21 protein-coding genes are annotated in these 24845 nt (G+C 59.7%); 16 read left to right on the forward strand and 5 right to left on the reverse strand.

Translation table 11 applies throughout. The features are described from left to right. Positions 1-31 precede the first annotated feature (31 nt). The 8 genes from IB268_RS22060 (at position 32) to IB268_RS22095 (ending at position 11059) form a co-directional block, all read left to right on the forward strand. Positions 32-1078: a polysaccharide biosynthesis protein gene (locus IB268_RS22060; protein ID WP_125471180.1), complete on the forward strand. Its 1047-nt coding sequence runs from the start codon at positions 32-34 to the stop codon at positions 1076-1078. Then, positions 1079-2185 carry a capsular polysaccharide biosynthesis protein CapF gene (locus tag IB268_RS22065; RefSeq protein ID WP_125471181.1) on the forward strand — a complete coding sequence of 369 codons (1107 nt, stop codon included), beginning with the start codon at positions 1079-1081 and terminating at the stop codon, positions 2183-2185. It abuts the gene before it with no gap. A 9-nt stretch (positions 2186-2194) separates the two neighbouring features. Continuing rightward, entirely contained in the window at positions 2195-3328 is a 1134-nt protein-coding gene (gene wecB / locus IB268_RS22070; protein WP_175212984.1) for a non-hydrolyzing UDP-N-acetylglucosamine 2-epimerase, read from the forward strand. Between the two features lie 121 nt (positions 3329-3449). Then, positions 3450-4754 carry an O-antigen ligase gene (locus tag IB268_RS22075; protein WP_125471183.1) on the forward strand — a complete coding sequence of 435 codons (1305 nt, stop codon included), beginning with the start codon at positions 3450-3452 and terminating at the stop codon, positions 4752-4754. A 22-nt stretch (positions 4755-4776) separates the two neighbouring features. Beyond that, the gene (locus IB268_RS31345) at positions 4777-6030 is read left to right on the forward strand and encodes a glycosyltransferase (protein WP_125471184.1); all 1254 of its coding nucleotides are present in this window, start codon (positions 4777-4779) and stop codon (positions 6028-6030) included. A gap of 120 nt (positions 6031-6150) precedes the next feature. Then, positions 6151-7533, forward strand: coding sequence for a hypothetical protein (locus IB268_RS22085; RefSeq protein ID WP_175212982.1), 1383 nt, complete (start codon positions 6151-6153; stop codon positions 7531-7533). A gap of 48 nt (positions 7534-7581) precedes the next feature. Continuing rightward, positions 7582-9342, forward strand: a complete 1761-nt coding sequence (locus IB268_RS22090) for a hypothetical protein (protein ID WP_175212981.1) — start codon at positions 7582-7584, stop codon at positions 9340-9342. A gap of 373 nt (positions 9343-9715) precedes the next feature. After that, entirely contained in the window at positions 9716-11059 is a 1344-nt protein-coding gene (locus tag IB268_RS22095; protein ID WP_175212980.1) for a hypothetical protein, read from the forward strand. On the opposite strand, the gene IB268_RS22100 is transcribed toward IB268_RS22095, so the two are convergent. Together IB268_RS22100 and IB268_RS22105 are read right to left on the reverse strand one after the other, a co-directional pair. Then, positions 11051-11611 (reverse strand): sugar transferase, encoded by a 561-nt coding sequence (locus tag IB268_RS22100; protein ID WP_125471205.1) that lies wholly within the window; start codon positions 11609-11611, stop codon positions 11051-11053. The genes IB268_RS22095 and IB268_RS22100 overlap by 9 nt on opposite strands. Positions 11612-11737: 126 nt before the next feature. Beyond that, positions 11738-12967 (reverse strand): glycosyltransferase family 4 protein, encoded by a 1230-nt coding sequence (locus IB268_RS22105; RefSeq protein ID WP_125471188.1) that lies wholly within the window; start codon positions 12965-12967, stop codon positions 11738-11740. A gap of 205 nt (positions 12968-13172) precedes the next feature. Between IB268_RS22105 and IB268_RS22110 the strand changes: the two genes are divergently transcribed. Next, on the forward strand, positions 13173-14855 hold the full coding sequence (locus IB268_RS22110; protein WP_192354806.1) for a hypothetical protein: 1683 nt from the start codon (positions 13173-13175) through the stop codon (positions 14853-14855). A 63-nt stretch (positions 14856-14918) separates the two neighbouring features. On the opposite strand, the gene rfbB is transcribed toward IB268_RS22110, so the two are convergent. After that, complete coding sequence (gene rfbB / locus IB268_RS22115; protein WP_192354807.1) at positions 14919-15983, reverse strand: dTDP-glucose 4,6-dehydratase; 1065 nt, start codon at positions 15981-15983, stop codon at positions 14919-14921. Positions 15984-16157: 174 nt separating this feature from the next. Between rfbB and IB268_RS22120 the strand changes: the two genes are divergently transcribed. The 7 genes from IB268_RS22120 (at position 16158) to IB268_RS22150 (ending at position 23197) form a co-directional block, all read left to right on the forward strand. Then, the gene (locus IB268_RS22120; RefSeq protein ID WP_088143415.1) at positions 16158-16727 is read left to right on the forward strand and encodes a CoxG family protein; all 570 of its coding nucleotides are present in this window, start codon (positions 16158-16160) and stop codon (positions 16725-16727) included. A gap of 96 nt (positions 16728-16823) precedes the next feature. Further along, positions 16824-18176 (forward strand): MFS transporter, encoded by a 1353-nt coding sequence (locus tag IB268_RS22125; protein ID WP_175213169.1) that lies wholly within the window; start codon positions 16824-16826, stop codon positions 18174-18176. A gap of 22 nt (positions 18177-18198) precedes the next feature. Beyond that, entirely contained in the window at positions 18199-19071 is an 873-nt protein-coding gene (locus IB268_RS22130; RefSeq protein ID WP_125471193.1) for a DMT family transporter, read from the forward strand. 119 nt (positions 19072-19190) lie between these two features. Beyond that, positions 19191-20072 (forward strand): glucose-1-phosphate thymidylyltransferase RfbA, encoded by an 882-nt coding sequence (gene rfbA, locus IB268_RS22135; protein WP_125471194.1) that lies wholly within the window; start codon positions 19191-19193, stop codon positions 20070-20072. Then, positions 20069-20446 carry a hypothetical protein gene (locus tag IB268_RS22140; RefSeq protein WP_125471195.1) on the forward strand — a complete coding sequence of 126 codons (378 nt, stop codon included), beginning with the start codon at positions 20069-20071 and terminating at the stop codon, positions 20444-20446. The genes rfbA and IB268_RS22140 overlap by 4 nt, the downstream gene beginning before the upstream one ends. A 25-nt stretch (positions 20447-20471) precedes the next feature. Further along, positions 20472-21602, forward strand: coding sequence for a dTDP-4-amino-4,6-dideoxygalactose transaminase (rffA, locus tag IB268_RS22145; protein ID WP_125471196.1), 1131 nt, complete (start codon positions 20472-20474; stop codon positions 21600-21602). Further along, positions 21602-23197 (forward strand): hypothetical protein, encoded by a 1596-nt coding sequence (locus IB268_RS22150; protein WP_192354808.1) that lies wholly within the window; start codon positions 21602-21604, stop codon positions 23195-23197. The genes rffA and IB268_RS22150 overlap by 1 nt, the downstream gene beginning before the upstream one ends. 1 nt (position 23198) lies before the next feature. Here the strand turns inward: IB268_RS22150 and IB268_RS22155 are convergent, their stop codons facing one another. After that, on the reverse strand, positions 23199-24179 hold the full coding sequence (locus tag IB268_RS22155) for a hypothetical protein (protein WP_192354809.1): 981 nt from the start codon (positions 24177-24179) through the stop codon (positions 23199-23201). 2 nt (positions 24180-24181) lie between these two features. Next, a complete protein-coding gene (locus IB268_RS22160; RefSeq protein WP_192354810.1) occupies positions 24182-24844 on the reverse strand; it encodes an acetyltransferase in 663 nt (220 codons plus the stop codon). Position 24845: the final 1 nt, after the last annotated feature.

The following is a 24845-nucleotide window of genomic DNA, read 5'->3' on the forward strand; positions in this document are numbered from 1 at the left end:
AACTCGCTGCCATAATTAGTATATATAAGCCATGAGCAATAAAACTTTCCGCGACAAGACCTTGCTAATAACCGGAGGCACGGGTTCTTTCGGCAATGCCGTTCTGAAGCAATTCATTAATTCCGATATCGGCGAAATCCGCATTTTCAGTCGCGACGAAAAAAAGCAGGACGATATGCGGAAGCGCTTCAACAATCCGAAGTTGAAGTTCTACATCGGCGATGTACGCGACTACACAAGCATCCTGAACGCTACTCGCGGCGTCGATTTCATTTTTCATGCGGCAGCGCTCAAGCAAGTCCCTTCGTGCGAATTCCACCCGATGGAGGCCGTGCGGACCAACGTTCTGGGCACCGAGAACGTACTCGAAGCGGCCATTGTCAATAATGTAAGCCGCGTCGTGTGCTTGAGCACCGACAAGGCCGTTTATCCGATCAATGCCATGGGCATCTCCAAGGCAATGATGGAAAAAGTGATGGTTGCCAAGTCGCGCAACCTAGACGGCAAGGGCACCGTCATCTGTGGAACCCGCTATGGCAACGTCATGGCGTCGCGCGGATCGGTCATTCCCCTCTTCTTCGACCAGTTCCGCGCCGGCACGCCGTTCACGATCACCGATCCCGACATGACCCGCTTCATGATGACGCTGGAAGATGCGGTGGATCTGGTGCTGTATGCGTTTGAGCATGGCACGAACGGCGATATCTTTGTGCAGAAGGCCCCCGCCGCCACGATCGAAACCCTGGCCGAAGCCCTGCTCGCCATCCTCAAGAAGCCAGGGCATCCGATCAACGTCATCGGTACTCGGCATGGCGAGAAACTCTATGAAACGCTGTTGAGCCGCGAAGAAATGGCTGCCGCCGAGGACTTGGGCGGTTACTACCGCGTGCCGCCCGATCTGCGCGATCTCAATTACGGCAAGTTCGTCGAACAAGGCGAACCGAAGATTTCGCAATACGAGGACTACAACTCGCACAATACTGAACGCCTGGACGTGGCCGGCATGGTGGCCTTGCTGCGCAAGCTCGATTTCATCCAGGCCGTTGAGCGCAACGACATTCCCGAAGTCGAGGGTTAAATGAAGCTGCTTATCACCGGCGCCAACGGATTTGTCGGCAAAAACCTGCGTGTATTGCTGGGTGAACGCAAGGATTTCGAAGTGCTCGCATTCACGCGCGAGCATACGCTGGCGCAACTGGAAGCCATGGTCCAGGAAGCGGATTATGTCTTTCATCTGGCCGGTTCGAATCGTCCCAAGGATCCTGCCGAGTTCAAGGAAATCAACCTGGAATTGACGCAGTCGCTGATCGATTTCGCCGCCAAGCGTCAGCGCCCCTTGCCGATCGCCTACACCTCATCGATCCAGGCTGAGCTGGAAAATCCCTACGGCGCCAGCAAGCTGGCCGCCGAAGAAGCGCTGCTGGCCTATGGGCGCCAGACTGGCTCGTCGGTGCGCCTGTTCCGGCTTCCCAATGTGTTCGGCAAATGGTGCCGCCCGAACTACAACTCTGCAGTGGCAACCTTCTGCCATAACATCGCGCACAATCTGCCGATCACCATCAATGATCCCGCGGCCAAGGTGCGCCTGGTGTACGTGGACGATGTCTGTAAGGCACTCATCGCCTTGCTCGCCGAAGAGCCCGGCCTTAACGGGTACGTGGAAGTCGACCCGATCTATTCCACCACCGTCGGCGACATGGCCGAGGAGATCCGCGGTTTCAAGGAAAGCCGCCAGACGCTCATTACGCCTCGCGTGGGTACCGGGTTCACGCGTGCCCTGTATTCGACCTACATGAGCTATCTGGAGCCGGCGCAATTCGCGTACACCGTACCCAAGTACGGTGACCAGCGCGGCGTTTTCGTCGAGATGCTGAAGACGCCCGACGCTGGCCAGTTTTCGTTTTTCACTGCGCTCCCCGGCATCACACGCGGCGGCCACTACCACCACACCAAGACCGAGAAATTTCTGGTCATCAAGGGTTCGGCTCGTTTCGGTTTCCGCCATATCGTCACCGACGAGACGTTCGAAATCCTCACCAACGGCGACGAGCCCACCATCGTCGAGACCATTCCGGGCTGGGCGCACGACATCACCAATATCGGCGAGGGCGACATGGTCGTCATGCTATGGGCGAACGAGATCTTCGACCGGCAGAATCCCGACACCATCGGCCACAAAGTTTAATTATCCAAGATGACCAAGAAACTTAAAGTCGTTACCGTCCTTGGTACGCGCCCCGAAATCATCCGCTTGTCGCGCGTCATGGCCAAGCTGGACGAGCACTGTGACCACATCATCGTCCATACCGGCCAGAACTACGACTACGAACTGAACGAGATCTTCTTCAGTGATCTCGGCGTCCGCCGCCCGGACCATTTCCTCAACGCAGCGGGGGGCAGCGCCGCCGAGACCATCGGCAACGTCATCATTGCCGTCGACAAGGTTCTGGCCGAAATGCAGCCCGAAGCCGTCCTCATCTTGGGCGATACCAATAGCTGCCTGGCCGCCATTCCTGCCAAGCGCCGCAAGATTCCCATTTTCCACATGGAAGCCGGAAACCGCTGTTTCGATCAGCGTGTGCCGGAAGAAACCAACCGGCGTATTGTCGACCACACTTCCGACATCAACCTCACTTACAGCAGCATTGCCCGCGAATATCTGCTGGCCGAAGGGTGCCCTCCGGACCGCGTCATCAAGACCGGCAGCCCGATGTTCGAGGTGCTGACGCACTACGCACCGTCGATCAACGCCTCGGATGCGCTCTCGCGGCTGGGTCTGACCGAGGGCGAGTACTTTGTCATCAGCGCTCACCGCGAAGAGAACGTCGATTCCGAGATCAATCTGCGCAAGCTCGCGGATATCTTCAACGGTCTGGCCACGACTTACGGCAAGCCCGTGATCGTTTCCACGCATCCGCGCACACAGAAGCGTATTGACGCGCAACAGCTGCAGTTTGATCCGCTGGTGCGTCTGCTCAAGCCTCTTGGCTTCCACGATTATGTCAAACTGCAGAAAGACGCCCGCGCGGTGCTTTCCGACAGCGGCACCATCACGGAAGAATCTTCCATTCTCAATTTTCCCGCGCTTAATATTCGCGAAGCCCACGAACGCCCTGAAGGCTTCGAGGAAGCTTCCGTCATGATGGTCGGCCTCGAGCTGGACCGTGTGCTGCAAGGACTCTCCATCCTGGAGAAGCAGGGCCGGGGAGCCGAGCGCAGCCTGCGTCAGGTGGCCGACTACAGCATGCCCAACGTGGCGGAAAAAGTGGTGCGGATCATCCATAGCTATACGGACTACGTGAACCGTACCGTGTGGAAAAAATACTGATCGACCCGCTGGCGAGCAAACGGCATCGGGGCAACCTGCCCCGAATGCCCCGGCACCTGGTTAGTTTGTCCTTCCAAGCACGACGCCACTACCAATCAGTATTTGCCCCAGGATTGTTTCCATGGACGTCGCCACGCCTCCTCAGTCCCCCCGGGCAGTCAAGAACGCATGCGATGTAGCCCTGCTGCTTTGTATCGGCTTGCTGCCGGTCCTGACTGTCAGCACTAGCCGCGGGGGCAGCGTTGCGTTCTACGCGGCCTGCGTCTTCAGCCTAGTCGGCCTGTGCCTGGAGGCCCGCCAATCCGAACCATCCCGCACTCCGTACTGGCATAGCTACTGGCCGCTGGTTGTATCGCTGGCGCTGGCTCCGCTGACGCCGCTCCTCAGTTCTGCCTTGTTGGATGCGAGGTTGCATGGGTCGGATCTTGAACGCGGCCTCCGGTTCTGGGCGATAGCATTGATCGTCGCCAGCCTGGCGCAAATCGACCGCGAAAGGCTCAAACTCACGTTGTGGGGCCTCGCGGCAGCCGCCTGGGTCGCCAGCATCACCATCATCCATCTAGCCTGGATCACTGGCGAGCGTCCAGAGCCCGAGGAGTACAACGCTGTCTCCTACGGCAACCTGACCTTGCTTCTGGGCGTGCTCATGCTGTTCGCGCTCGGATCGCGCACCACACGCTGGCCCAGGCTTGAAGCCGCCGCAAAACTTGTCACGGGCGGTGTGGCGATCTATGCCTTCGCGCTGACGTTGACCCGCGGCGGTTGGCTGGCGGTCCCCGTCTTTTCCCTGGTGGCGCTCGCGCTGGCCGGGCAACGACGCTGGGTCTTGAAGGCGGGCATATTCGTCGCGGTCATTGCTGGCTGCGCGGCTGTCCTCTACGCCAATCACGATTTGCGCAGCCGCGTAGAACTGGCGGCCAACGAAGTCGTTCAATGCCGCAACGACAAATTGGCTGACACCTCCATATGCACGCGGCTTCAGTTATGGTCCGCAGCCTGGAGAATGTTCCGCGCCGCTCCGCTTACCGGCAATGGCAGCGGCAGCCTGTTCCCTGAAAAATTGCAGGAACAGGCCGCGCACGGCAAGGTTTCGCCGACGGTTGCGGCAAACTTTGGCGAGCCTCACAACGACCTGCTGTATGCCATGGCCAACTACGGCCTGCCAGGGCTTGCAGCGTTGCTTGCCATATATCTTGCGCCTAGCGCCTATTTCCTCAGACGCTTACGCCAAGGCAGCCCGGACGGAAAGTCCGCAACCGCCATGGGGCTCGTCGTCTGCCTGGGGTTTGCAGCATTCGGCCTCACCGAACTGATGTTCCGGGGCATGCGCACCATAGGCCTCTATGCGACATTGACCGCGTTATTGCTGGCCATGTCTGCGCCAGGTGGTTTCTCCGCGCATTCCGCGCACAAATCCATACCCTGAATGCGATAACGGGAAAAAAATCGTGTCTGAAAAAAAGCGATTGCTGCACCTGGGTTTCTTTTGCCCCCAGGCGTATTTCGACCTACACGACAAGGCGGAGAAGAACCATCAGTACGCCGCGCGGAAGCTCGAATCACGGATCGTAGACGGTCTGCGGCAAAACGACGTCGAGGTCGAAACGATTGGCCTATACCCTGCGCGGATCTTTCCGCGCAACCGTACCGTCTTGCTGAAGGCATTCAAAGGCGTCGACGCCCACGGACAGCAAGCCCAGGCTGTCGGCTACATCAACATGCCCTTTCTCAGCCACATGTCGCGCACCATCTCCATCCTGAGGGCTGGCTGGCGGTGCCTGCGCCAAAAGCGTGAGCGTCCCTCGGCCATCCTGGTGTACTCACTGCACACTCCTCTGGTGCTTTCTGCGGCGGTCCTCTCCAAGTGGTTCCGGATCCCCTTCTATATCTATGTTCCCGACCTGCCGCAGTACATGAATGTCGGCGTCAAACGCAGCCGCCTGTTCAATTTCCTGAAGCGGATCGACACATCGCTGGTGTTGAGCCTGAGCGACCGGGCGACGGGCATCATAGGAATCACCTCCGAACTGGTCCAATCGCGCCCCTCCTGGAGCGGCAAACGAACGGCAGTCCTGGAGGGCGTGGCGGAGGCCAGCGATGTGCCTGATGAAGCACAGAACCAGCAAGATGCCGAGATTCTGAACAAATACGGGCTGACCAAGGGCTTTGTCTTCTACGCTGGTGGCCTGGCTGAGCCCTATGGAGTAGGCATTCTCATCGAGGCCGTCAAGCAACTGGGCGGCGAGGTCCATCTGGTCCTATGCGGGGCGGGCTCCATGAACGCAGCCGTGCGCCGGGCCGCGAGCGAACACCCCCACATACACTACCTGGGCAGCATTCCGCCTGAAGACGTCAAGGCGCTGTCGCGCAACGCCAGCTTTCTGGTCAACGCGCGCATCCCGGGCGACGCCTATCTGCAATATTCCTTTCCATCCAAGCTGCTGGAATACATGGCCACGGGCGTTCCCGTGGTCTCTTCCCGCCTACCTGGCATCCCACAGGAGTACTATGCACACCTGCTCGTTCTGGATGACGTCACCGCGGAAGGCTTGGCCGAATGCCTGCGAAGCAACGCAGGCGTGAATTACAGTGCCGCCCAGCTATCCGCGCAGGGCGCAGCCGCCTTCTGTCGGCAGCACAAGACCGCCCTGCAACAAGGAAAAAAACTGGTCCGAACTATTTTTCAGGATTCGGAGCAGTAGGACCGCCCGTGAGATGCGGGAGCCGCGACAACCATCGACCCTTCCTTTTCATTAAAAAGTTTTGGCATGATACGGGGCCTCTTCCTATACCTCGCAGTGAAAGTTTTCCCGGCTCTGTCCATGATCGTGTACATGGTCGCCATGTACATGAACTTTCCGCCCAACGATTATGTAACTTATTCCGCCGCGATTGCCGCGGGCGTGATCGGCGCGCAGATAGCTTCAAGCTGGATTGCCAGCGCGATCATCTTTTACTTCCCCCTGCGCAAAGGGAAAGCGGCATTCGTCACGCAGGTGTTGCGGATAGCCATTGTTTCGGCCTCGCTGACGGCCCTGATCACTTCCGGCATCTTTCTATCGCTGTTTCATGATCGGGCGCTAAGCGCGAGCGTCTTGTTTCTGACTGCTGCGCAAGGGCTCTTCTATGTAGCCGTCGCCCTATTCCAGCCGGAGCGACGGATGCGCAGTCAGGTCATCAGCGCGATCACCCTCAGCATTACCCAATTGCTCTTCGCCGCCTACGCGATTCTGTCCAACACCCATTCGCTCGCAGTGTCCGTCGCAGGTTATGGCGCGGGGTTCCTGGCCGGCCTCATTACCCTGCTTCTGTATATTCACTGGACCTGGTTTACCAGTGTATTGCGCAAGCGCCAGCGCCGCCTGGCGGCGAAGGAACCTGCGCTTGAGAATTCCAAGCTGCTGGCCTATGGCGGCCCCATGTTCATCTGGTTTTCGCTGATGCTGGTCAACAGCTACACCGACCGCTTCTTCCTTGGCCGCGTGGAAGGGCCGGGGGTGGCGGGCTATGCGTTCACGAAAGACCTCTTGATCGGCATTTCAGGATTCATTTCCATGCCGATCATGCTGATCGCCCATTCCATGATTTTCCGGCTGTTCCGTGAGAAAAAGGAAGAGGAGCTTTCCCAGTTGATCAGGTTCTCGACCACGCTTCTGGTCGTGTTGTTTCTGTTCGCGATATTCGTCTATGCGTCATTCGCAAAAATACAATTGACGCACTTTTCGCCTGATCTGCAGCACGTATCATTTTTCCGGGCGGTTCTCATTGGGCTAGGTATCATGTTAAGCACCCTGGCGCTCTATTCCCAGAAGAAATTCGAGGTACTCGGGCATCTGAAGCAATTGGTCGTGCTGGCGGCTATCAGCAATAGCGTCGCTTTTCTGGCCTACATGTACTCTTCGAGCGCGCACTCGCTCGACTATTTTGCAATTTCATATGCCGCAAGTACGCTGTTGTACTTTTTCTTGACGCTTTTGACCGGATCAAACGCCATACGGTTCACAATCAACTATAGAATGATCGTCTTCGTCTTGATTGTGCTGGTGGCCATGCATTTCCTGGCTCCTCCGTCCATCTACAACGGACAGATAAACTGGACTGCAGCCGGATGGGCCGCCGCTTGGCTTGCCACGCTCGCGGCAGTGCTCATGGCCTGCCTACTGAGGCTGTACCGGTCATTAGGATCCAATCTCATCCACAGTTGAGTTGGTTGGGTTGCTTATCAAGACCTGCTATTGAAGATATCGTGCAACATGAAATCCACTTCGCTTGAAACAATGCCATCGTCTGTCGTGCAAGAGCCAACATTGAATTCCCGGTCCAAGCCGGATGTTCTGCACCACTGGATAATTAAGAACATGGCGCCGATCATCTTCCTGGCGGCATTCTTTTTGACAATCGTCATGGGCAATTTGTTGTTCGCAACGGATTTCGGTCATGAACAGTTGGCGAGAATTCCGCACTATGCGGTGATCTATGATTTTCCGACCATTTTCACACCGCTTTACTGGCTGCTTTTGTTACTGCCATTTTTCATAGCGCCACCCATTATCATTCTGGTGCGGCGCACCTTGGAATCGCCAATTCACCGGTGGTGCGCGAAAATCCCGGAAATCCGACCGCTCGACTACACCGTTTTCACCGTCATCGCTCTTTGCCATGTAGGTTACAGTCTGTCGCAAGCGAATGCGTTCTCGCTGTATGGCACGGGTGTCGATCCAGTTTCGTCAGTCGAGATCCGCTTTCAGATTCTTTCGGGGCTTCGCTTCTGGACCATGGCGGTTCTGATGTCTATCTTGCCGTATCTGGCGGTGTATGCCCTGATTCGTTGGATTCGCCGCTCCGGAATTTTTTGGGTATTTGCCACGATCACCGTTGTCAGCATCGTCTCGGTATACATGATTCTGCTGAATATGAAGTGGCCTTTTCTCGTATTCGCGGCAGCCCTCATCCTGACCATTTTTGCATATAGCAAGACCTATCCATACATAAAGGTTTCCGCCGGAACGGTGGTCCTATTCGCCACCTATTTGATAATTTCCACCCACGTATTCCGACTGGCCGATCCAGTCCCGCCTACGGTTGTGGCCGAAGTCGATTCATCAACGGTTGGCGAGAACTCGCCCGAGCTTGCGCCTGTCAACGAAACCAGCGCTCAACCCGAGAGCGACCCTCAGCCGGAACCTGCCGTATCCACGCCCGTTGCTGCTACTCAAGCTAACGCAGCCCCCGCTGTAGGCAGCCATTCCCATAAGACTCTCCCGCCAAAAACTAACGCCATCTCCCGAGATAGCGCCAAAAAAGCGGCTGCGCCCCAACAGGAGGCCCCGATCGCTCAGGAACAGGTCGCGCAGACCCGCCAGGAGATCGAGCCTGACGCCAACGCCTCAATACAGCCTGAACAAAGCGAGACGTCGCCCACTGAAACTCCTGTAGGGCCTGTCCAAACCTCCACGCCAGAGCCGCAATCATCGACAAAGAGCGGGACCCAGCTTCTTAATGAAGCAATTGATTTACCCAAAACCGCCTTGCGTCGCGCGCCAGAGATCCTTTTCTCCGGACTCACGCGGATGGCAATTCTCTACCCCTTCTACTATCAAATTTTCACTGAGGAAGGTAACGTCTGCGGCGGCATTCTCGAACAAGCCCGTCGTGGCCCCGTGTGCCGTCCCAGCACATATATCTACACCCGAGTCTTCGGACTCGATGGCTTCGAAGGTCGAGGCACTGCACCAACTGCTGTACATATTTCTGGCTATTCCCTCGGAGGATGGCCGGTCGCGCTTTTTGCCATGGTTTGCGCCTCGGTCATTCTCGGTTTGATCACTTGCCTACCCACTGGCGCCAGCGCCATGGTCGGAGCCCTTGGCATCATGGGGGCAGTCGCGGGCTATCATTTCTCTCAGGTACCGGGAGAAGGGCCATTGTTCTATGACCATGGCTTAGTATGGACTCTGATTCCGATGGCGATTTATATTGCCTGGCGCACGCTGTACGCCCGCCCTAAGGTTTAGCTCTTCCGGGCTGAAGACTTCTCTAAAAAAGCGGACCAAAAGAATGATGCTGCCCGACGGCCGCGGGCAGCCAAGCATTCATGAGACTTCGAGCACCCGGTCCATCCGGCCGCTCGTCTCAAAAAATATCATCTACGCCGCGGCTCCGCGCGCTACTGCCCCCTCCCACGGCACCATACCCCAGCCTTCTACTCCTGACGCCCACTTGCCTTTGGCGAACAAGAAGCGCATCCTTGCCCTAACACTTCGCTACAGTTTAGGACTTACGGACAGTACGCGACAGGGCGACGTTTGCCTATACTCCGCAAATAGCAAGCAAGCCATGGACTAGAGATTGAAAAAAAATACGCTACGACCCTGGATTATCCGAAATATGTCGCCGATTATTTTTTTGGCGGCGTTTTTTCTTACTGTAGTCCTTGGAAATATACTTTTTGCCACGCCGTTCGGTCGCCACCAACTGCAGAAAATCCCGAGCTACGCGGTCATTTACGATTTTCCAACTCTCTTTACGCCACTGTACTGGCTGCTATTATTTTTGCCATTTTTGATGACGCCGATTATCGTTATCCTGATACGGCGCTTTCTGGAAATGCCGGTACAGCGACTTTGTGACCGAATCCCCGAAATACGCCGCATTGACTATCTGGTTGTGACCGGTCTCGCGCTAGCTCATGTGGGCTACCATTTGTGGCAGGCCAAGGCATTTTCACTGTACGGCACGGGCACCGATGCCGTATCGTCTGTCGAGATTCGATTTCAAATACTGAGTGGAATGCGTTTCTGGACTATGGCGGTCCTGATGTCCATACTGCCATTTCTCGCCGTTTACGCGCAGATCCGATGGATACGCTCGCCGACAATGTTCTGGAGGGTTACGACCATAGTCGTGGCGGGTCTCGTCGCCCTGTACATGGTCCTGCTAAACATGAAATGGCCTTTTCTGGTATTTGCGGCCGGTCTTATCCTGACTGTTTTCGCTCATAGCCAAAGACGGCCATATTTCAAGGCAGCAATCGGCACCGTGGCGTTGTTCGCGACTTATCTGCTGATTTCCAGCCATGTGTTCCGCTATGCGGACACCTCCAGTGACCCGCATGTTCCCGAAATATCCTCACACCAGCGGGCAACTCCCCCGGCGCAGCCAGAAGGACGCCCCGACAAAGGGGCATTGAGCGAAGCTCTGGACACGCCCAAGCTGGCCTTCACCCGAGCTCCGGAAACGATATTCTCCGGTTTGACCCGCATGGCGATCCTGTACCCTTTCTACTTCCAGGTGTTTACTGAAGAAGGCTACGTGTGCGGCGGCATACTGGCTCAGGCCCGTGTGGGACCGGCTTGTCGCCCCAGCACCTACATCTATACCCGGGTCTTCGGCCGCGATGGCTTCGAAGGGCGTGGCACCGCACCCGCAGCCGTCCACATCTCGGGTTACTCACTTGGAGGGTGGCCGATTGCACTCTTCGCCATGGTTTGTGCGTCCATAGTCATGGCGCTGATCACGTGCCTGCCGATTACCGCAAGCGCAACCGTGGGCGCCTTTGGCATCATGGGCGCCGTTGCCGGATATCATTTTTCTCAGGTGCCCGGCGAGGGGCCCATTTTTTATGACCACGGGTTGATCTGGACCTTGATTCCCGTGGTTATCTACTCAATCTTGCGATGGATGTTCAGGGACAAACGCTCGGAAAAAAGAGACTTGCCCGAATCAATGTGAAACGCCGTCCCGGCGCAGCACCTTGACGAAAGTCATCCAGAGAATGCGGATATCGAACGATACGGACTGCCTTTCCATGTATTCGATATCGAGGCGGACCTTGTCGGGGATCGGCAATTCATCGCGGCCATTGACCTGGGCCCATCCCGTCAATCCGGGCGTGAGCGCATCCACGCCGGCCTCGGTTCGCAGAGCGATCAGATCATCCTGATTGAACAGTGCTGGGCGCGGACCGACAAAACTCATGTCGCCGACGATAATGCTCCACAGCTGCGGCAGTTCGTCCAGGCTGCTTTTGCGCAAGAAGCCACCGACAGGAGTCAAACATGCTGCGGGATCGGGCAGCAAATGTGTCGCGACGGCTGGCGTATCCACTTTCATGCTGCGGAATTTGGGCATCTTGAAAATTCGGTTGTTACGGCCCACCCGGTCGCTCCAGTACAGCACGGGGCCGGGCGAAGTCAGCCTGACCGAGAGCGCAACAATAATCACCGGTATCAGCAGCACAAGTGCGGCAAACAGGCTGAGCAACAAATCAAAGACTCTCTTCACAATTTTCTCTAGCAGATTCGATATTGCCCGGGTGCGGTCGTACCCGAGCGCCTTTGTCATTCAAGTTTCGGCGCCACAGAGGTGTGGCCGTCGCGTCCCCTGCCTGACAGCATCAGACGCTGGGGCTCACGCCGATTTTGACTTTTCACGCGATACCGTTTCAAGCACCTCGGCCAATTGATCCACCAGCCGATCATGGTTGAAATGCTCTTCGTAGTAGCGCCGCCCATTTTCACCCATGCGCACCCGCGCCTCTTGCGGCATATCGGCAAGGCGCCGGATGGCCGCAGCCAAAGCCTGTGCATCCTCGGCGGGCACCGCGATGCCTGCCTGTGCCTTTTCCACCAGCCGCCCGCCTTCGCCATTGAGGCACGCCAGGATAGGCTTGCCCGACGCCATATAGGCCTGCACCTTGTTGGGAACGGTAGCGGCGAAGATCTCCTGGTCGGCCAGCGTCACCAGCAGTGCCGACGCACGCTGCATGAAGGCAGGCATGGTTTCCACCGGAAAGCGGCCTGGCAAGTGCAAGTTCTCCAGGCCCAGCACCGCCACCTGTTGCTGCATCCACTCCCTGCGGCTGCCTCCCCCCAGAACAACGAACTGGATGCCCTGATGCTCGCGCAACAGCGCGGCGGCAGCGACTATCACTTCCACAGCCTGCGCCGCGCCGATATTACCCGCGAACATGACGACAAATTCGCCGTCCAGCCCCGGCACGTCGGGCGGCGCTTCCGTAGGCACCCGCGAAAAACTGTCGTCGACCGAATTGGGATAGTACTCAATGGGTTTGCCCGGCGCGAGCTTGCGTATCGGATCAACAAACGCTTCCGACTGGACAAGTATCAAGTCGGCCCGGCTATAAATGAAACGCACGATCCGCTCGACTACACCCAAGACGAAACGGTTCTTGACATGGCCCGTCGCCGACAGGCTCTGCGGCCAAAGATCCAATACCCAGATCACCACCGGCGCGCGTTTGAGCTTCGCTAACAACAGGCCAGGTATGGCCAGCAACAACGGCGACAAGGCGCAGATGAAAACCGCATCGTAGGACTTGCGGCGCATGAGCCACGGCCCGAACAACAACCCTGAAAAAATGAACGACAGGTAATTCAGCGTCAGGCGCACCGCCCCCTTGCCGCGGGGAATCAAGGGCACCCGCGTGATATTCACGTTGTGGAACTGCTCACGCTGCACTCCGAACATCCGGTACCCTGAATAGATCTTTCCTTCCGGATAGTTCGGCTTCCCCGTCAGAACATCGATTTCCATCCCGCGCTCGGCCAAGGTGCTGCTGATCTCATTGATCCGGAAACCCTCCGGCCAAAAATACTGACTGACAATCAACGTGCGCAAACTGCACCTCCCGCGAGGGAAATGGGGCAATCGGGTCGTCCAATATTCATGTCGATGTTCATCAAGGATACAAAATTCGGGGCATTTTCAGCTTCTGCGCAGCGGACGCATCGTACTGCGAAAGCCACCACGCATGTAGGCGCGAAGCGCCCTCGCCTCGCCGGTATAATCGCGCCAGGCCAGTGACTCCATTCCCTCCGCGCATATGATAGCCAATAACAGTACGGCGCCTCGGCCTGCAGACCGCCTGGTCGCGGCGGGGGATCTGCTTTCCCTCCTGGTTCTTGGCGTCTTCGCCGCCCTTCTGATCGCGGGTTCGGGCCTGCCCCTGTACTCGGATGAAGTTGTCACCAAATGGGGCCAAGCCAGGTTCTTCGAACCTGATGGCGTACTGGTCTCCTTCTTCCCTCAATGCCGGGCGGTGTTCAATTCCCCTCTGCCTTGGGCGTTCTACCCGGGCGCCGCATTTTTTTCCGTTCTGTACGGCAACCTTTCCCCCCTGGGCCTACGGCTGGCGGGAGTCGCCACAGCTCTGGCGATAGTGGCTTGCTTCGGCCTTTGGGCGCGGCGCAGCGCTCACAACGCACGCGCCACATTGAGTCTGCTGTCCGCGCTCATGGTGTTGCCCGCCCTGGGCATACTTCCCTTCCTCTGGGTGATGGCCCGACCCGAACAATGGATCACCCTGGGCCTGATGTTCTTCTGCATGACGGCTACCGCGAACCAGCAGAACGATGGAAAAATCTCATGGGTATGGCCCATGCTGTACTTTCCCGTAGCCTCCGCCTTCTTTTTTGTACATCCGAAGAGCATCTTCTTCACTCCTGCGGTGCTGCTCGCGGCCTGGTTCGTGACCCGACACCGTTCTTCGGCTATTCGCTGGCCGCTCATCACCTTCGTGTTGTGGGCCGCCTACACCACATACCGCTGGGGATCGACGCTATCCAGTTGTCCGGAAGCGCCTGGAGTACAAGCCACCCTGGCCGGTAACTTCCTGAATCCCTCGCTACTGTTCCACGCCCCGGAGGCCTTCCTGCGGGAAGGAATCGGCAATCTGTTGAGCGCGCCCGGCAAGATCGCGGAACATGTCATGTTTGCCGCGACCTTCCAATCGGGTTGGCTGCCGCCCATGATTGTGCCACCCATGGCGACTTGGATGAACCCTATCATCCGACTCCTGATCGAGGTCGCCATTTTTGGCATTTTGGCCGCCAGTTTGCTATGGCTGCCGGCAACATGGCTGCGCCAGAAAATGGCGACACCGCGGGCGTTACTCGCCACTGCCTTGGCCGTGGGACTTTGCGCCAACCTGTTTTTCTACAAATATTGGTTTTTCTACGGCGCCGCACAGGTTTTGCCGCTAGTCCTCATGATGCTCTTGCTCGCCTTGCCCGCCCACGCGCCCAGATGGTTGGTGTGGCCTGGCCTGCAATTTGCACGTTGCGCATGCTTGTTGTTCGCGCTGGCCAGCATGTCGATCTTCAGCGCGCACCTCGCACCAGAAGTGTGGAAGCGTTCCGATCCTCCCGCCGCCACGGTGCCCGACCAATGGCTGTCGGTCCCCGCGCTGGACTTCGACAAGCGGCGCGAAACCATCCGGGAGCTGACGAACCAATGCGGCATACGCGGCGACGGCGCGGCGCATCTAGTCGTGGACCATTTGACCTACTATGCGTTCAGCTACCTGCGTCGGCCGATACACGCGCTCTATGTATCGGAACTGGCATATGGCGGCGATCTGCCCGGCGATAAGCTCATACGCTTTTTGCAGGCGCTCGGATCGCCAGGCGCAATCACTCAGTGCAACTACCTGCCGGCAGCGCTTTCCGGCCTTAACGTCCTCCGCAAGGGCGGGTACTGCTGCGTTGCGATACCACCCGCAAACTGATCCTGCGCCCCCCCAAGGTCTGCCCGATGAACAGCACTTCGGGCCGGACAGTCCGCGGGAAAGCTACTCGGAGTAATGTGTGTCCACCCAATTCCGGTGGTAGGCGCCATTGACGATGTCCTCCACCCAGTCACCATTGTCGAGATACCACCGCACGGTCTTGCTCAGACCAGTGGCGAATGTTTCCGCTGGGCGCCAATTCAGCTCATCGCTGATCTTCGATGCATCGATGGCATAACGGCGGTCATGGCCGGGCCGATCCTTGACGAACGCGATCTGTTGCTTATATGAAACGCCGTCTGCCCGAGGCTGCAGCTCGTCCAGCGAGTTACAGATTGCCTGAACCACGTCCAGGTTCGGACGCTCGTTCCAACCGCCGATGTTATAGGTCTCACCCACGCGACCTGCCTCCAACACTCGGCGCAAACCACTGCAATGGTCCTTCACGTACAGCCAGTCCCTCACTTGCAGGCCATCGCCATACAACGGCAAAGGCTTGCCGGCCAGGGCGTTGGCGATCACCAAGGGAATCAGCTTCTCCGGAAACTGGAGGGGGCCATAGTTGTTGGAGCAATTCGTCGTCAGTAACGGCAAGCCATAGGTATGGTGATACGCGCGCACAAGATGGTCGCTGGCAGCCTTGCTCGCCGAATATGGGCTGTTGGGTTCATACCGGTGCGTTTCAGTAAACGCATCGCCATCCGCGGACAATGAGCCATAGACCTCGTCCGTCGACACGTGCAGAAAACGAAAACTGGCGCGCGCCGCAGGATCCTGTTCACTCCAATAGGCCCTTACCGCCTCCAGCAACCGAAACGTGCCAACGATATTGGTCTGGATGAACGCTTCCGGCCCATATATGGAACGATCCACGTGAGACTCCGCCGCCAGATTGATGACCGCCCGCGGCCGATGGCGCTTCAACAAATCGTTGACGAGCAAGACATCGCCTATGTCGCCAACAACCAATTCATGCCGTTTATCGCCATCCAGCTCCTGGAGGCTCTGTGGGTTGCCCGCATAGGTCAGCTTGTCCAGATTGACGACGGACTCGTCGCTGCGCGCCAGCCAATCGAGGACGAAATTGGCTCCGATGAAACCGGCGCCTCCAGTAACGAGGATAGTCATAGGCTATATGCGCAAAATAAGAGCACCGGCCGAGGACGGTGGAGAGGCCATGATTTTACTCCGTGCATCCTGCCTGTTCGATTGGAGACTTCGGATCCAATCAGGCCGATATTGGCGTTTTGCGCGGATTGGGTCCACAATGAAGACGGGACTGTACCAAGCAAGGAGACAGCCATGCGCATTGCAGATGCCCAGTGGATTCCTTCGACCCAGCACCAGACTTGGGATGCTCTGACCGACCCCGCCGTATTGCAGCGATGTATTCCGGGCTGCGTGGAGGTCGCCCGCCTCAGTCCGACCGAGTACGCCGTCAAGCTGCACGCCAAGGTTGCCGGCATCGACACGGACTACGATGGCGAAATCCTGATGTCCGACGTCGACCCGCACAACAGCTGCACGCTGGTCTTCGAAGGCAAGGGCCGCGCCGCCTGCCTGGCCATCGGAACCGCGCAGATCAATCTCAGCACCAAGGACCAAGGCACGCGGGTCGCCTATACCGTCGCCTGCATGACCGGCGGCAAGCTGGCGGAATACGGTGAGGGGATGTTGCTCAAGGCCGGCGACAAGATCATCCAGAAGTTCTTCGCCACCTTCATCGACTACATGGCCGCCCAGCCCCGCCTCGCGCCGCCGCCCCCTCCCCCCGAACCAGAGCCGCGCGGGCTGTCCAATTCGCGTTGGTCTTGGATCATGGTGGTGCTGGTCATCGCGGTTTTCTGGGGTTATCACACCTTCTATAAGTGAAATCCCTGACGCGCGGGTGATATGCTCTGCGGCATGACGCCGCCGCCCGAATCACCGCCCCCAACCGCCCCCGCCCATACACGACGCGACCTGCTGATGGGCATGGCGGGGGTTTCGGCGACGGTAGTCCTGGCCGCCCTGGATTCCACCATTATCAGCACCACGCTGCCGCGCGTGGCCGAGGCGCTGAACGGCATGGCGCTGTACGCCTGGGTGGGAACGGGCTATCTGCTGGCCACCGCGGCATCCATCCTGATTTTCGGGCGGCTGGGCGACATGTTTGGCCGCAAGCCCCTGATGTTGCTGTCGGTGCTGATCGTGGCACTGGGCTCTATCGCCTGTGGCCTGTCGCAAAGCATGATGCAGCTGATCATTTTCCGGTCGCTACAGGGCATAGGCGGCGGGATGATGATCGCGACCGCATTCGCCGCGCCGGCTGACCTGTTCCCCGATGCCAAGCAGCGGGTGCGCTGGATGGCGCTGGTGTCAGCGGCGTTCGCCATGGCCAGCGGCATCGGGCCGGTTCTGGGCGGGGCCGCGACGCAGGCGCTGGGCTGGCGCGCGGCCTTCTTCATTGCGCCGATCGCGGCCGCGGGTGCGTTTTTCCTGCTGGCCCGCTACTTTCCCCGCATCCGCCCCATCCACGACGGCAGCCGCAAGATCGACTGGCTGGGCGCCATCCTGCTGGTACTGGCGGTGGGCGCGCCGCTGGCCGCGCTGGAACTGGCGTTTGCCAGCGGCGACCATGCCCACCCCATGCTGGGCTTGGGCCTGGCGGTGGTGGGTGTGGCGGCTATCGCCATCCTGATTCCCACGGAACGGCGCGTAAGCTCACCCATCTTTCCGCTGCGCGTGCTCGGCGGCGCGGAATCCCGCCTGCTGAACCTGGCGGCGATGATGGTGGGCGCGGTCATGTTCGTGCTGATCTTCTACAGCCCGCTGCTCTTGCAACAGGTACTGAACTACACCCCCAGCGAGGCTGGGCTGCTGCTCACGCCGCTGGTTGCCGCGATTTCGGTGGGCAGCATCATCAACGGCCGCCTGTTCCCCAAGCAGACCGAACCGCAGCGCCTGATGGTGTTCGGCGGCTGCCTGCTGGCAGCTGGTTCGCTGATGGTGCTGCTGATCTCGCCGGGGACCTCGGCCTGGTGGATCCTGGCCGCCTTCTTTGTCAACGGCTGTGCGCTGGGCTTCCTGCTTCCGAACCTGACTCTGTTCATGCAGATGCTGAGCGAGCGGCGCGACGTGGGCGTGGCCTCCGCCCTGGTCCAGACCACGCGCGCCATCGGCAGCGCGCTGGGGACTGCCGTGGTCGGCATCATCATTTCCCATAGCACAGTACTAAACGGAGTGCGCGCGGGTCTGGTGCTGTGTATTGTCCTCTCCCTGACCTGCGCCTTGCTGGCCCATCGCATCAAAATGAGGAACCTGGCCAGTTCGCGGAAATAGCACTTCACGGGAACAATCAAGCATGCGTCACCGCGACCTGTTGGACCTGCTCCTGCTGGCGGCCGTCTGGGGCGGCTCCTTTCTATTCATGCGCGTAGCTGTGCCCGAGTTCGGGCCCATTGCGCTGATCGAGCTGCGGGTGGGCCTTGCTGCCCTTTTTCTGTTACCTGCCGCCATATGGCGCGGCAGGCTGCCCCTAATAGCGCGTCATTGGCGGGCAATCCTGGTCGTAGGTGCATTCAACGCGGCACTGCCCTTCCTGCTGTTTGCATACGCCGCACAATCTCTAGGCGCCGGCTTCCTGTCTGTCGCCAATGCCGTAACCCCTGTCTGGGGCGCGGTGATAGGCTGGCTCTGGCTGAAAGACCGGCTACCTCGCATGCGAGCTCTCGGCTTGCTTATCAGCGTGGGGGGCATCGTGGTGCTGGTATGGGACAAACTTGATTTCAGCGACGGCGGTTCCGGACTACCCGTATTAGCCGCGATTTCCGCGCCAGTCTTCTACGGCTTGGCCGCCAATTGGACCAAACGTTATCTGACCGGAGTGGACGCGTTGGTGAACGCGACCGGCAGCATGCTGGCAGCATCCCTGCTGTTGTTGCCTCTGGCCATCCTGGCTTGGCCCGAACAGCCAGTCTCCCTTCGAGCCTGGCTGGCAATCGCCGTGCTAGCCGTCGTCTGCACGGGAATGGCCTACATCATTTTTTTTCGCCTGATCGCCAATGTAGGGCCGACCGGTGCCGTCAGTGTTACGTTTCTTGTCCCCATTTTTGGACTATTGTGGGGCGTCTGGTTCCTAGGAGAAGCGTTGACGCCTTCAATCCTCGCTGGCGCCGCCATCATTCTCGCAGGCACTGCCCTAGCGTTGGGGCTGCTGCCTCGCGCCGGACGCTAATAGGCGATGCGCGCCGCCAGGTACCTTATCGGGGTAAAATTTTGCGCTTTGACCGGCGCCTCCGAACACTCGCGGCTTTCTCCCGACTCCATGCCGGCTAACGCATTGCAACCAGGAGCATGACCGTGCGGAAGGGCATTATTCTCGCAGGCGGCAGAGGCACCCGTCTCTATCCGATAACGCGCAGCATCAGCAAGCAACTGTTGCCGGTGTTCGACAAACCCATGGTGTATTACCCCTTGTCCGTGCTCATGCTGGCGGGCATCAGGGACGTGCTCATCATCTCCACGCCCGAGGACCTGCCGCGCTTTCGCGAGCTGCTGGGCGACGGCTCGCCCATCGGCATGAATCTTTCCTACGAGGAACAGGACCATCCCCGTGGACTGGCCGATGCCTTTCTGATTGGAGAAGAATTCATCGGCAGCGACGAGGTCTCGTTGATCCTGGGCGACAACATCTTCTATGGGGTCGGTCTGTCGACCGCGCTCAGCCACGCAAGCCGGCGCACGCAAGGTGCAACGGTGTTCAGTTACGACGTGCTGGACCCCCGGCCTTTCGGGGTGGTCGAATTCGACAAGAACGACAAGGCCATCAGCATCGAGGAAAAGCCCGCCGTTCCGAAATCGAACCATGCCGTGACGGGGCTGTACTTCTACGACAACCGGGTCATCGAGTTCGCCCGTTCGCTCAAGCCTTCGCAACGCAACGAGATCGAGATCACCGACCTGAACCGGATCTACCTTGAACTGGGCGAGCTCTATGTCGAACGGCTCGGCCGCGGCTTCGCCTGGCTGGACACCGGCACCGCCGACGGGCTGCTCGATGCCGCAAACCTGGTGGCAACAGTCGAACGTCGGCAAGGCATGAAAATCGCCTGTCCGGAAGAGATCGCCTGGCGCCAGCACTGGATCGATACCGCCGCGCTGCTGGCCTTGGCCGACGGCTATGGCAACAACGCCTATTCCGACTACCTGCGCCGACTGGTCCGCGACACACGATGAGCCGACTTGCCGCCTTCCTGCTGCTAGGCGCCATGATCCTGGCGTCCGCGGCCTCAGTACTCGCTTTCCGCATGCAGATAAACCGCATGGGCGCCTTGCCTGCGGATCTGTGGGGCAAGCTGATGTTCGTGGTCCATGCCTTGCTGTCACCGTTGGCTGTCTTCGCGATGATGTGCTTCGGCATCTCGTTCGTGTGCTGGACGCTGGCGAGCACGAAGCTGCCCTTGAACATTGCCTATCCCCTGACCAGCCTGATATACCCTGTTATCGTGGTGAGCGCCCATTTTCTTTTCGGCGAAGCCCTTGGCTGGCAGCGTATGGCAGGCATCGCCATAATCATGGTCGGCCTCACCGTCAGCAACATGAACCCCTGATCCCTCGCATCGATCCGCCGCGCCCATGGAACCCATTCCCTTCAACCGCCCCCCGAACACCGGCCTCGAACTCCAATACATTGCCCAGGTGATCGAAAGCGGCCATCTGACCGGCGACGGCGCATACACCCGGCGATGCCATGCCTGGCTCGAACAGAACCTGGGCACGGCCAAGGCGCTGCTGACGCATTCCTGCACGGGCGCGCTGGAAATGGCGGCCCTGCTTTGTGGCTTGCGGCCGGGTGATGAAGTCATCATGCCTTCATTCACCTTTGTCAGCACTGCCAACGCGTTCGCGTTGCGTGGCGCGGTGCCGGTATTCGTAGACATCCGCGAAGACACACTCAACCTGGATGAAAGCCGGATCGACGCCGCTATTACCCCTCGTACCCGCGCAGTCGTCCCGGTGCACTACGCCGGCGTGGGCTGCGACATGGATGCCATCTGCGCCATCGCCGCCGAACGCGGACTGAAGATCATTGAAGATGCCGCGCAGGGCTTCGGCTCCACCTGGCGCGGCCAGGCTCTGGGCACACTGGGCGACTACGGCACTCTCAGTTTCCACGGTACCAAGAACATCGTGGCGGGGGAAGCCGGCGCCTTGCTGACGCGTTCGAAGCAAGAAGGGGAACGCGCCGAAGTGACGCGCGAAAAAGGCACGGACCGCTCGCGCTTTCTGCGCGGCGAAGTCGACAAATACACCTGGCAGGAACTCGGATCCTCGTACCTGCCCAGCGATTTGACGGCCGCCTTCCTGCTGGCCCAGTTTGAACACAGCGCCAGCATCAACGCGCGCCGCGTCGCCGCCTGGTCGCGCTATCACGCTGCTTTCGCCGGCCTCGAGGCCGCCGGCAAGCTGCGCCGGCCGTTCATCCCTGATGCGGCGACCCACAACGGACACATCTACTACCTGGTCTTCAACGACGAGCAGGCAAAGACGCGCATGCATCGGGCCCTGGCGCAAGCCGGCATCCAGGCGGCCAGCCACTACGTGTCCTTGCACGACTCGCCCGCTGGCAAGCAGTATGCCCGTGCCAGCGGAGCCTTGCCCGTCACTGACCACGTTACGCGCGCGCTGCTGCGACTGCCGATGTATGCCGACCTCTCGGAATCGGACCAGGACCGTGTCATCCGCATCGTCTTGGCCGAGGCCTGATGCAAGGCGTGCTAGGCGCCGCGCGCCTGCGTTGCATTCCGGCCCTGGCAGCAGCCCTGCTGGCCCCGGTACTGATGATGGCATTGCTGTACCAATATGCCGACCCGCGCTGGATGACCAACGACGATATCGCCATGTCGATGGTTGCGCATGGCTATGGCTTGGCTGACCACGGGTCGCCGAACCTGTTCTTCTCCAACATCCTTTGGGGCTATCTGGTTCGAGCCATACCCACGGTCCATGGCGTGCTGGGTTACTCGATCGCAAGCCTGGCCTCGCTGCTCATCGCCAGCGGCACCCTCCTGTACGCCCTGTGGCGTCTGGGGACGAGCTTCTGGATCGGCCTGCTGGTCTGCGCGCTTGTCCTGGTCCGCCCTGCCCTGTTTCCGCAGTTCACGATCAACGCAGGTCTGCTCAGCCTGGCAGCCATCGCATGCTGGTGCCTATATGCCCGCGACCGCTCATGGCGAGTCTTGGCGGCGGGGTGCGCGCTGTTCCTCGCCGGCTTTCTCGAACGCAACCACGAAGCGCTCATCGTGCTGATCGTGGGCTTGCCTCTGCTGCCATGGCGCACGCTTGCCGGTCTCCGGCCCTGCCGGCTTGCGCTGGTCCTGCTCGCCACCATCCTCGTCAGCGCAACCTGGTTTGACAGGCTATCTTATGAAGGCGCCGAGTGGGATTCATTCAATGCGCTCAATCTGCCGCGCGCCGCCTTCACCGACTTTGGCGCCCTCGACAGTCTGGAGCAGCGTCCGGACATCCTGGCGCGCTACGGTTATACGCATAACGACCTGGACCTGCTGAAGCACTGGTTCTTCGTCGATGCGGACATTGCGGATCCAGACAAGCTCAACGCCATGCTCCGGGACTTAGGGCCGTTACCGGCCCAGAATGGCTCCCTGGTTAAAGCGCTGCTCGGCGTGCAAATGCTCTGGTATTCCGATTTTGTGCCGCTGCTTGCGCTCGCCGCGCTCTTGGCGATCGCATACTGGAGCCGCCGCGCCGCCATTTCATGGGCGCTTTGCGTCCTGGCCGTATTCTGCCTGGGGCTGGCCGGACGCCCCGGCACCTTGCATGTCTACTATCCACTGATCGCCACCCTGCTGATGGCGCCGCTGCTGGCATCCCGACCCGCGCAACGCGCGGGGCCGTTGCTGACGGCAGCGATCGGAGCAGCCTGCGCGCTGAACCTGGGCGTCGTGCTGTCCCAGGCCAGCGCCATGGCCGCCGGAGCGCGGGAATTGCGCACCGCTCTCGCGGGCTTCCCTCAAGAGACGGTCGCGATCTGGGGCGCGAACTATCCGTTTGAAGCCATGTACGGCGTGCTGAGCATTCAGCCATCGGCACAAGGCCAACGGTTTTACGGGCTGGGCGTCTTCACCTTGGCGCCCTTCGCGGTATCTCGCGCCGAGCAGTTGACAGGGCGGGGATTTCCGGAGCGCCTGCAATCCCCCGAAGGCATCCCGATACTGGCCAATGACGCGTACATCGCCCGGCTCGCCGCCTACTGCGCCGAACGTCGCCATGGCCAACTGCGAGCCTTGGCTGTCCAGCACTTCGGGCCGCTGACCCTGTCGCGGCAACAGTGCAGATGAGTCAGGCCGGAATCGCGGGCAGGGCCTGCGGATTTTCTAGGCGGGCCAGGCCAAAGCCCGTGCGTCCGTAGCCATCGCCGTTATACAGCATGTACCAATCGTCCCCCACCCGGAACACGCAGGGATAGGTCCGCTCGCTCGCCTCCCAGGCTGCGGGCTCGCCAGCGAAGGTCACGCAGTCATCGTGCCGGCGCCAGACGCCATCTGGTCCCGCGTAGGCGAAGCCAAGCCGATAGCCTGGATGGCGTTTGGCGTACCACATCAACCGCCCCTGCCCCCAGGGGACCACGCAGGGCCGCGAAACCGCGAACTCCCGGGGGTCCAGCGACCCGGCCAGCCCGACCTCGACGTCGGGCGAAGACAGCCATGCTAGCCCGTCTCTCGAATTGGCGGACTTCACCACGTGCTGCATTTCCAGGCCTTCTTTGCCCCATTCAAGATGGGTTCCGAACCACATGGTCCATTGCGCACCTTCCTTCAGAACCCAGGGATAGCCCAAGCTGTAGGGATTCGCCTCGCTGCGCCCCACGACGGGAGCAATGGAATGCCTGACGAAGCTGCGACCCTCATCGTGCGAGACGGCCAGACCGATAAAGTTGGTAAACGGCACCCGCAAACCCAACGTCCATCCCAGGTAGTACGCAAGCCAGCGACCGGGCTGCGGCACGACGCAGCCTACCGTCACGCCATCCGCATCGAAGGCGCCCCGGCTACCTGCCTGCAACAGCGGTCCGCGGGCCGGTTCGATGATCTGCCAACTCGAGCCTTGGATCGACAATTCGATGCTGGCCAGGCAAGACCGCCCCGCGGCATCGCGCGGCGAAAAGTAGACCCGCACCCGGCCGTCCTCCAAGGGCACCGCCGTGGGATAGCTGGCGTGGCTTGCAGCCCAATCCACGGCCAGAGGCGCCCCCAGCACCTGGCCCAGCGGACGCCAGACCTGTGCGGCCGGCCCGGAGACGATGGCGCCATGCGTCGCCATGCTCAGATTCTCTTCAGGCGCGAACTAGGCACCCGCGAACGCTCGGCGGCCACCGCCGTGTAGACACCCTCGGGGTCCGCATCCGCAAACAGCGCGGCCCCGGCTCCGATGACGCATCGATCGCCAATGCTGATGTGATCCCGCAGCGTGGCATTCACGCCAATGAAACAGCTCTCGCCGATGCGCACGCCGCCCGAAACCACCACGTGCGACGCAATGAACGTATGGGCGCCGATGGTCGAATGATGGCCGATGTGGTTGCCACTCCAGAGCGTCACGTTGTCGCCGATGCTCACGAAAGGCTGGACTGTATTGTCTTCGAGGATGAAGCAGTTCTCTCCGGGCGGCTCATCGGGGAGGTAGGTGCAGCGCGAACTGACATAACTTGCCAGCGTGTAGCCCAAAGCCTTGGCCGCAAGGAACTTCTCGCGCCTCAGCCGGTTGATGCCGGCATAGCTCAGCGCGATGAACATATCGTGGCTCGCCGGAGGATAGGCTTGCGCCACCTGGTCAAACGCTACCACCGGCCGGCCCTGGAACGAGTCCCTCGTCAAATAGGCAGGGTCCACGGTGAAGGCGGCCACTTCGCGTCCGCCGTCGCGCGTGAAATAGAAATGCGCCAGTTGGGCGATGTCGCCTGCCCCGAAGATCACGATGGGCTTCATG

The sequence above is a fragment of the Achromobacter sp. ACM01 genome, from assembly GCF_014851745.1.
Classification (GTDB): domain Bacteria; phylum Pseudomonadota; class Gammaproteobacteria; order Burkholderiales; family Burkholderiaceae_B; genus Achromobacter; species Achromobacter aegrifaciens.

What these genes read in the sequence shown, in the direction of transcription:
- IB268_RS22125 (WP_175213169.1), top strand. Translation starts at nt 16,824, where the DNA reads ATGGGCATGGCGGGGGTTTCGGCGACGGTAGTCCTGGCCGCCCTGGAT.
- IB268_RS22110 (WP_192354806.1), top strand. Translation starts at nt 13,173, where the DNA reads ATGATAGCCAATAACAGTACGGCGCCTCGGCCTGCAGACCGCCTGGTC.
- IB268_RS22155 (WP_192354809.1), bottom strand. Translation starts at nt 24,179, where the DNA reads ATGGCGACGCATGGCGCCATCGTCTCCGGGCCGGCCGCACAGGTCTGG.
- IB268_RS22095 (WP_175212980.1), top strand. Translation starts at nt 9,716, where the DNA reads ATGTCGCCGATTATTTTTTTGGCGGCGTTTTTTCTTACTGTAGTCCTT.
- IB268_RS22090 (WP_175212981.1), top strand. Translation starts at nt 7,582, where the DNA reads ATGAAATCCACTTCGCTTGAAACAATGCCATCGTCTGTCGTGCAAGAG.
- rfbB (WP_192354807.1), bottom strand. Translation starts at nt 15,983, where the DNA reads ATGACTATCCTCGTTACTGGAGGCGCCGGTTTCATCGGAGCCAATTTC.
- IB268_RS22120 (WP_088143415.1), top strand. Translation starts at nt 16,158, where the DNA reads ATGCGCATTGCAGATGCCCAGTGGATTCCTTCGACCCAGCACCAGACT.
- IB268_RS22160 (WP_192354810.1), bottom strand. Translation starts at nt 24,844, where the DNA reads ATGAAGCCCATCGTGATCTTCGGGGCAGGCGACATCGCCCAACTGGCG.
- IB268_RS22130 (WP_125471193.1), top strand. Translation starts at nt 18,199, where the DNA reads ATGCGTCACCGCGACCTGTTGGACCTGCTCCTGCTGGCGGCCGTCTGG.
- IB268_RS22075 (WP_125471183.1), top strand. Translation starts at nt 3,450, where the DNA reads ATGGACGTCGCCACGCCTCCTCAGTCCCCCCGGGCAGTCAAGAACGCA.
- IB268_RS22140 (WP_125471195.1), top strand. Translation starts at nt 20,069, where the DNA reads ATGAGCCGACTTGCCGCCTTCCTGCTGCTAGGCGCCATGATCCTGGCG.
- IB268_RS22065 (WP_125471181.1), top strand. Translation starts at nt 1,079, where the DNA reads ATGAAGCTGCTTATCACCGGCGCCAACGGATTTGTCGGCAAAAACCTG.
- IB268_RS22150 (WP_192354808.1), top strand. Translation starts at nt 21,602, where the DNA reads ATGCAAGGCGTGCTAGGCGCCGCGCGCCTGCGTTGCATTCCGGCCCTG.
- IB268_RS22060 (WP_125471180.1), top strand. Translation starts at nt 32, where the DNA reads ATGAGCAATAAAACTTTCCGCGACAAGACCTTGCTAATAACCGGAGGC.
- IB268_RS22085 (WP_175212982.1), top strand. Translation starts at nt 6,151, where the DNA reads ATGATCGTGTACATGGTCGCCATGTACATGAACTTTCCGCCCAACGAT.
- rffA (WP_125471196.1), top strand. Translation starts at nt 20,472, where the DNA reads ATGGAACCCATTCCCTTCAACCGCCCCCCGAACACCGGCCTCGAACTC.
- wecB (WP_175212984.1), top strand. Translation starts at nt 2,195, where the DNA reads ATGACCAAGAAACTTAAAGTCGTTACCGTCCTTGGTACGCGCCCCGAA.
- rfbA (WP_125471194.1), top strand. Translation starts at nt 19,191, where the DNA reads ATGACCGTGCGGAAGGGCATTATTCTCGCAGGCGGCAGAGGCACCCGT.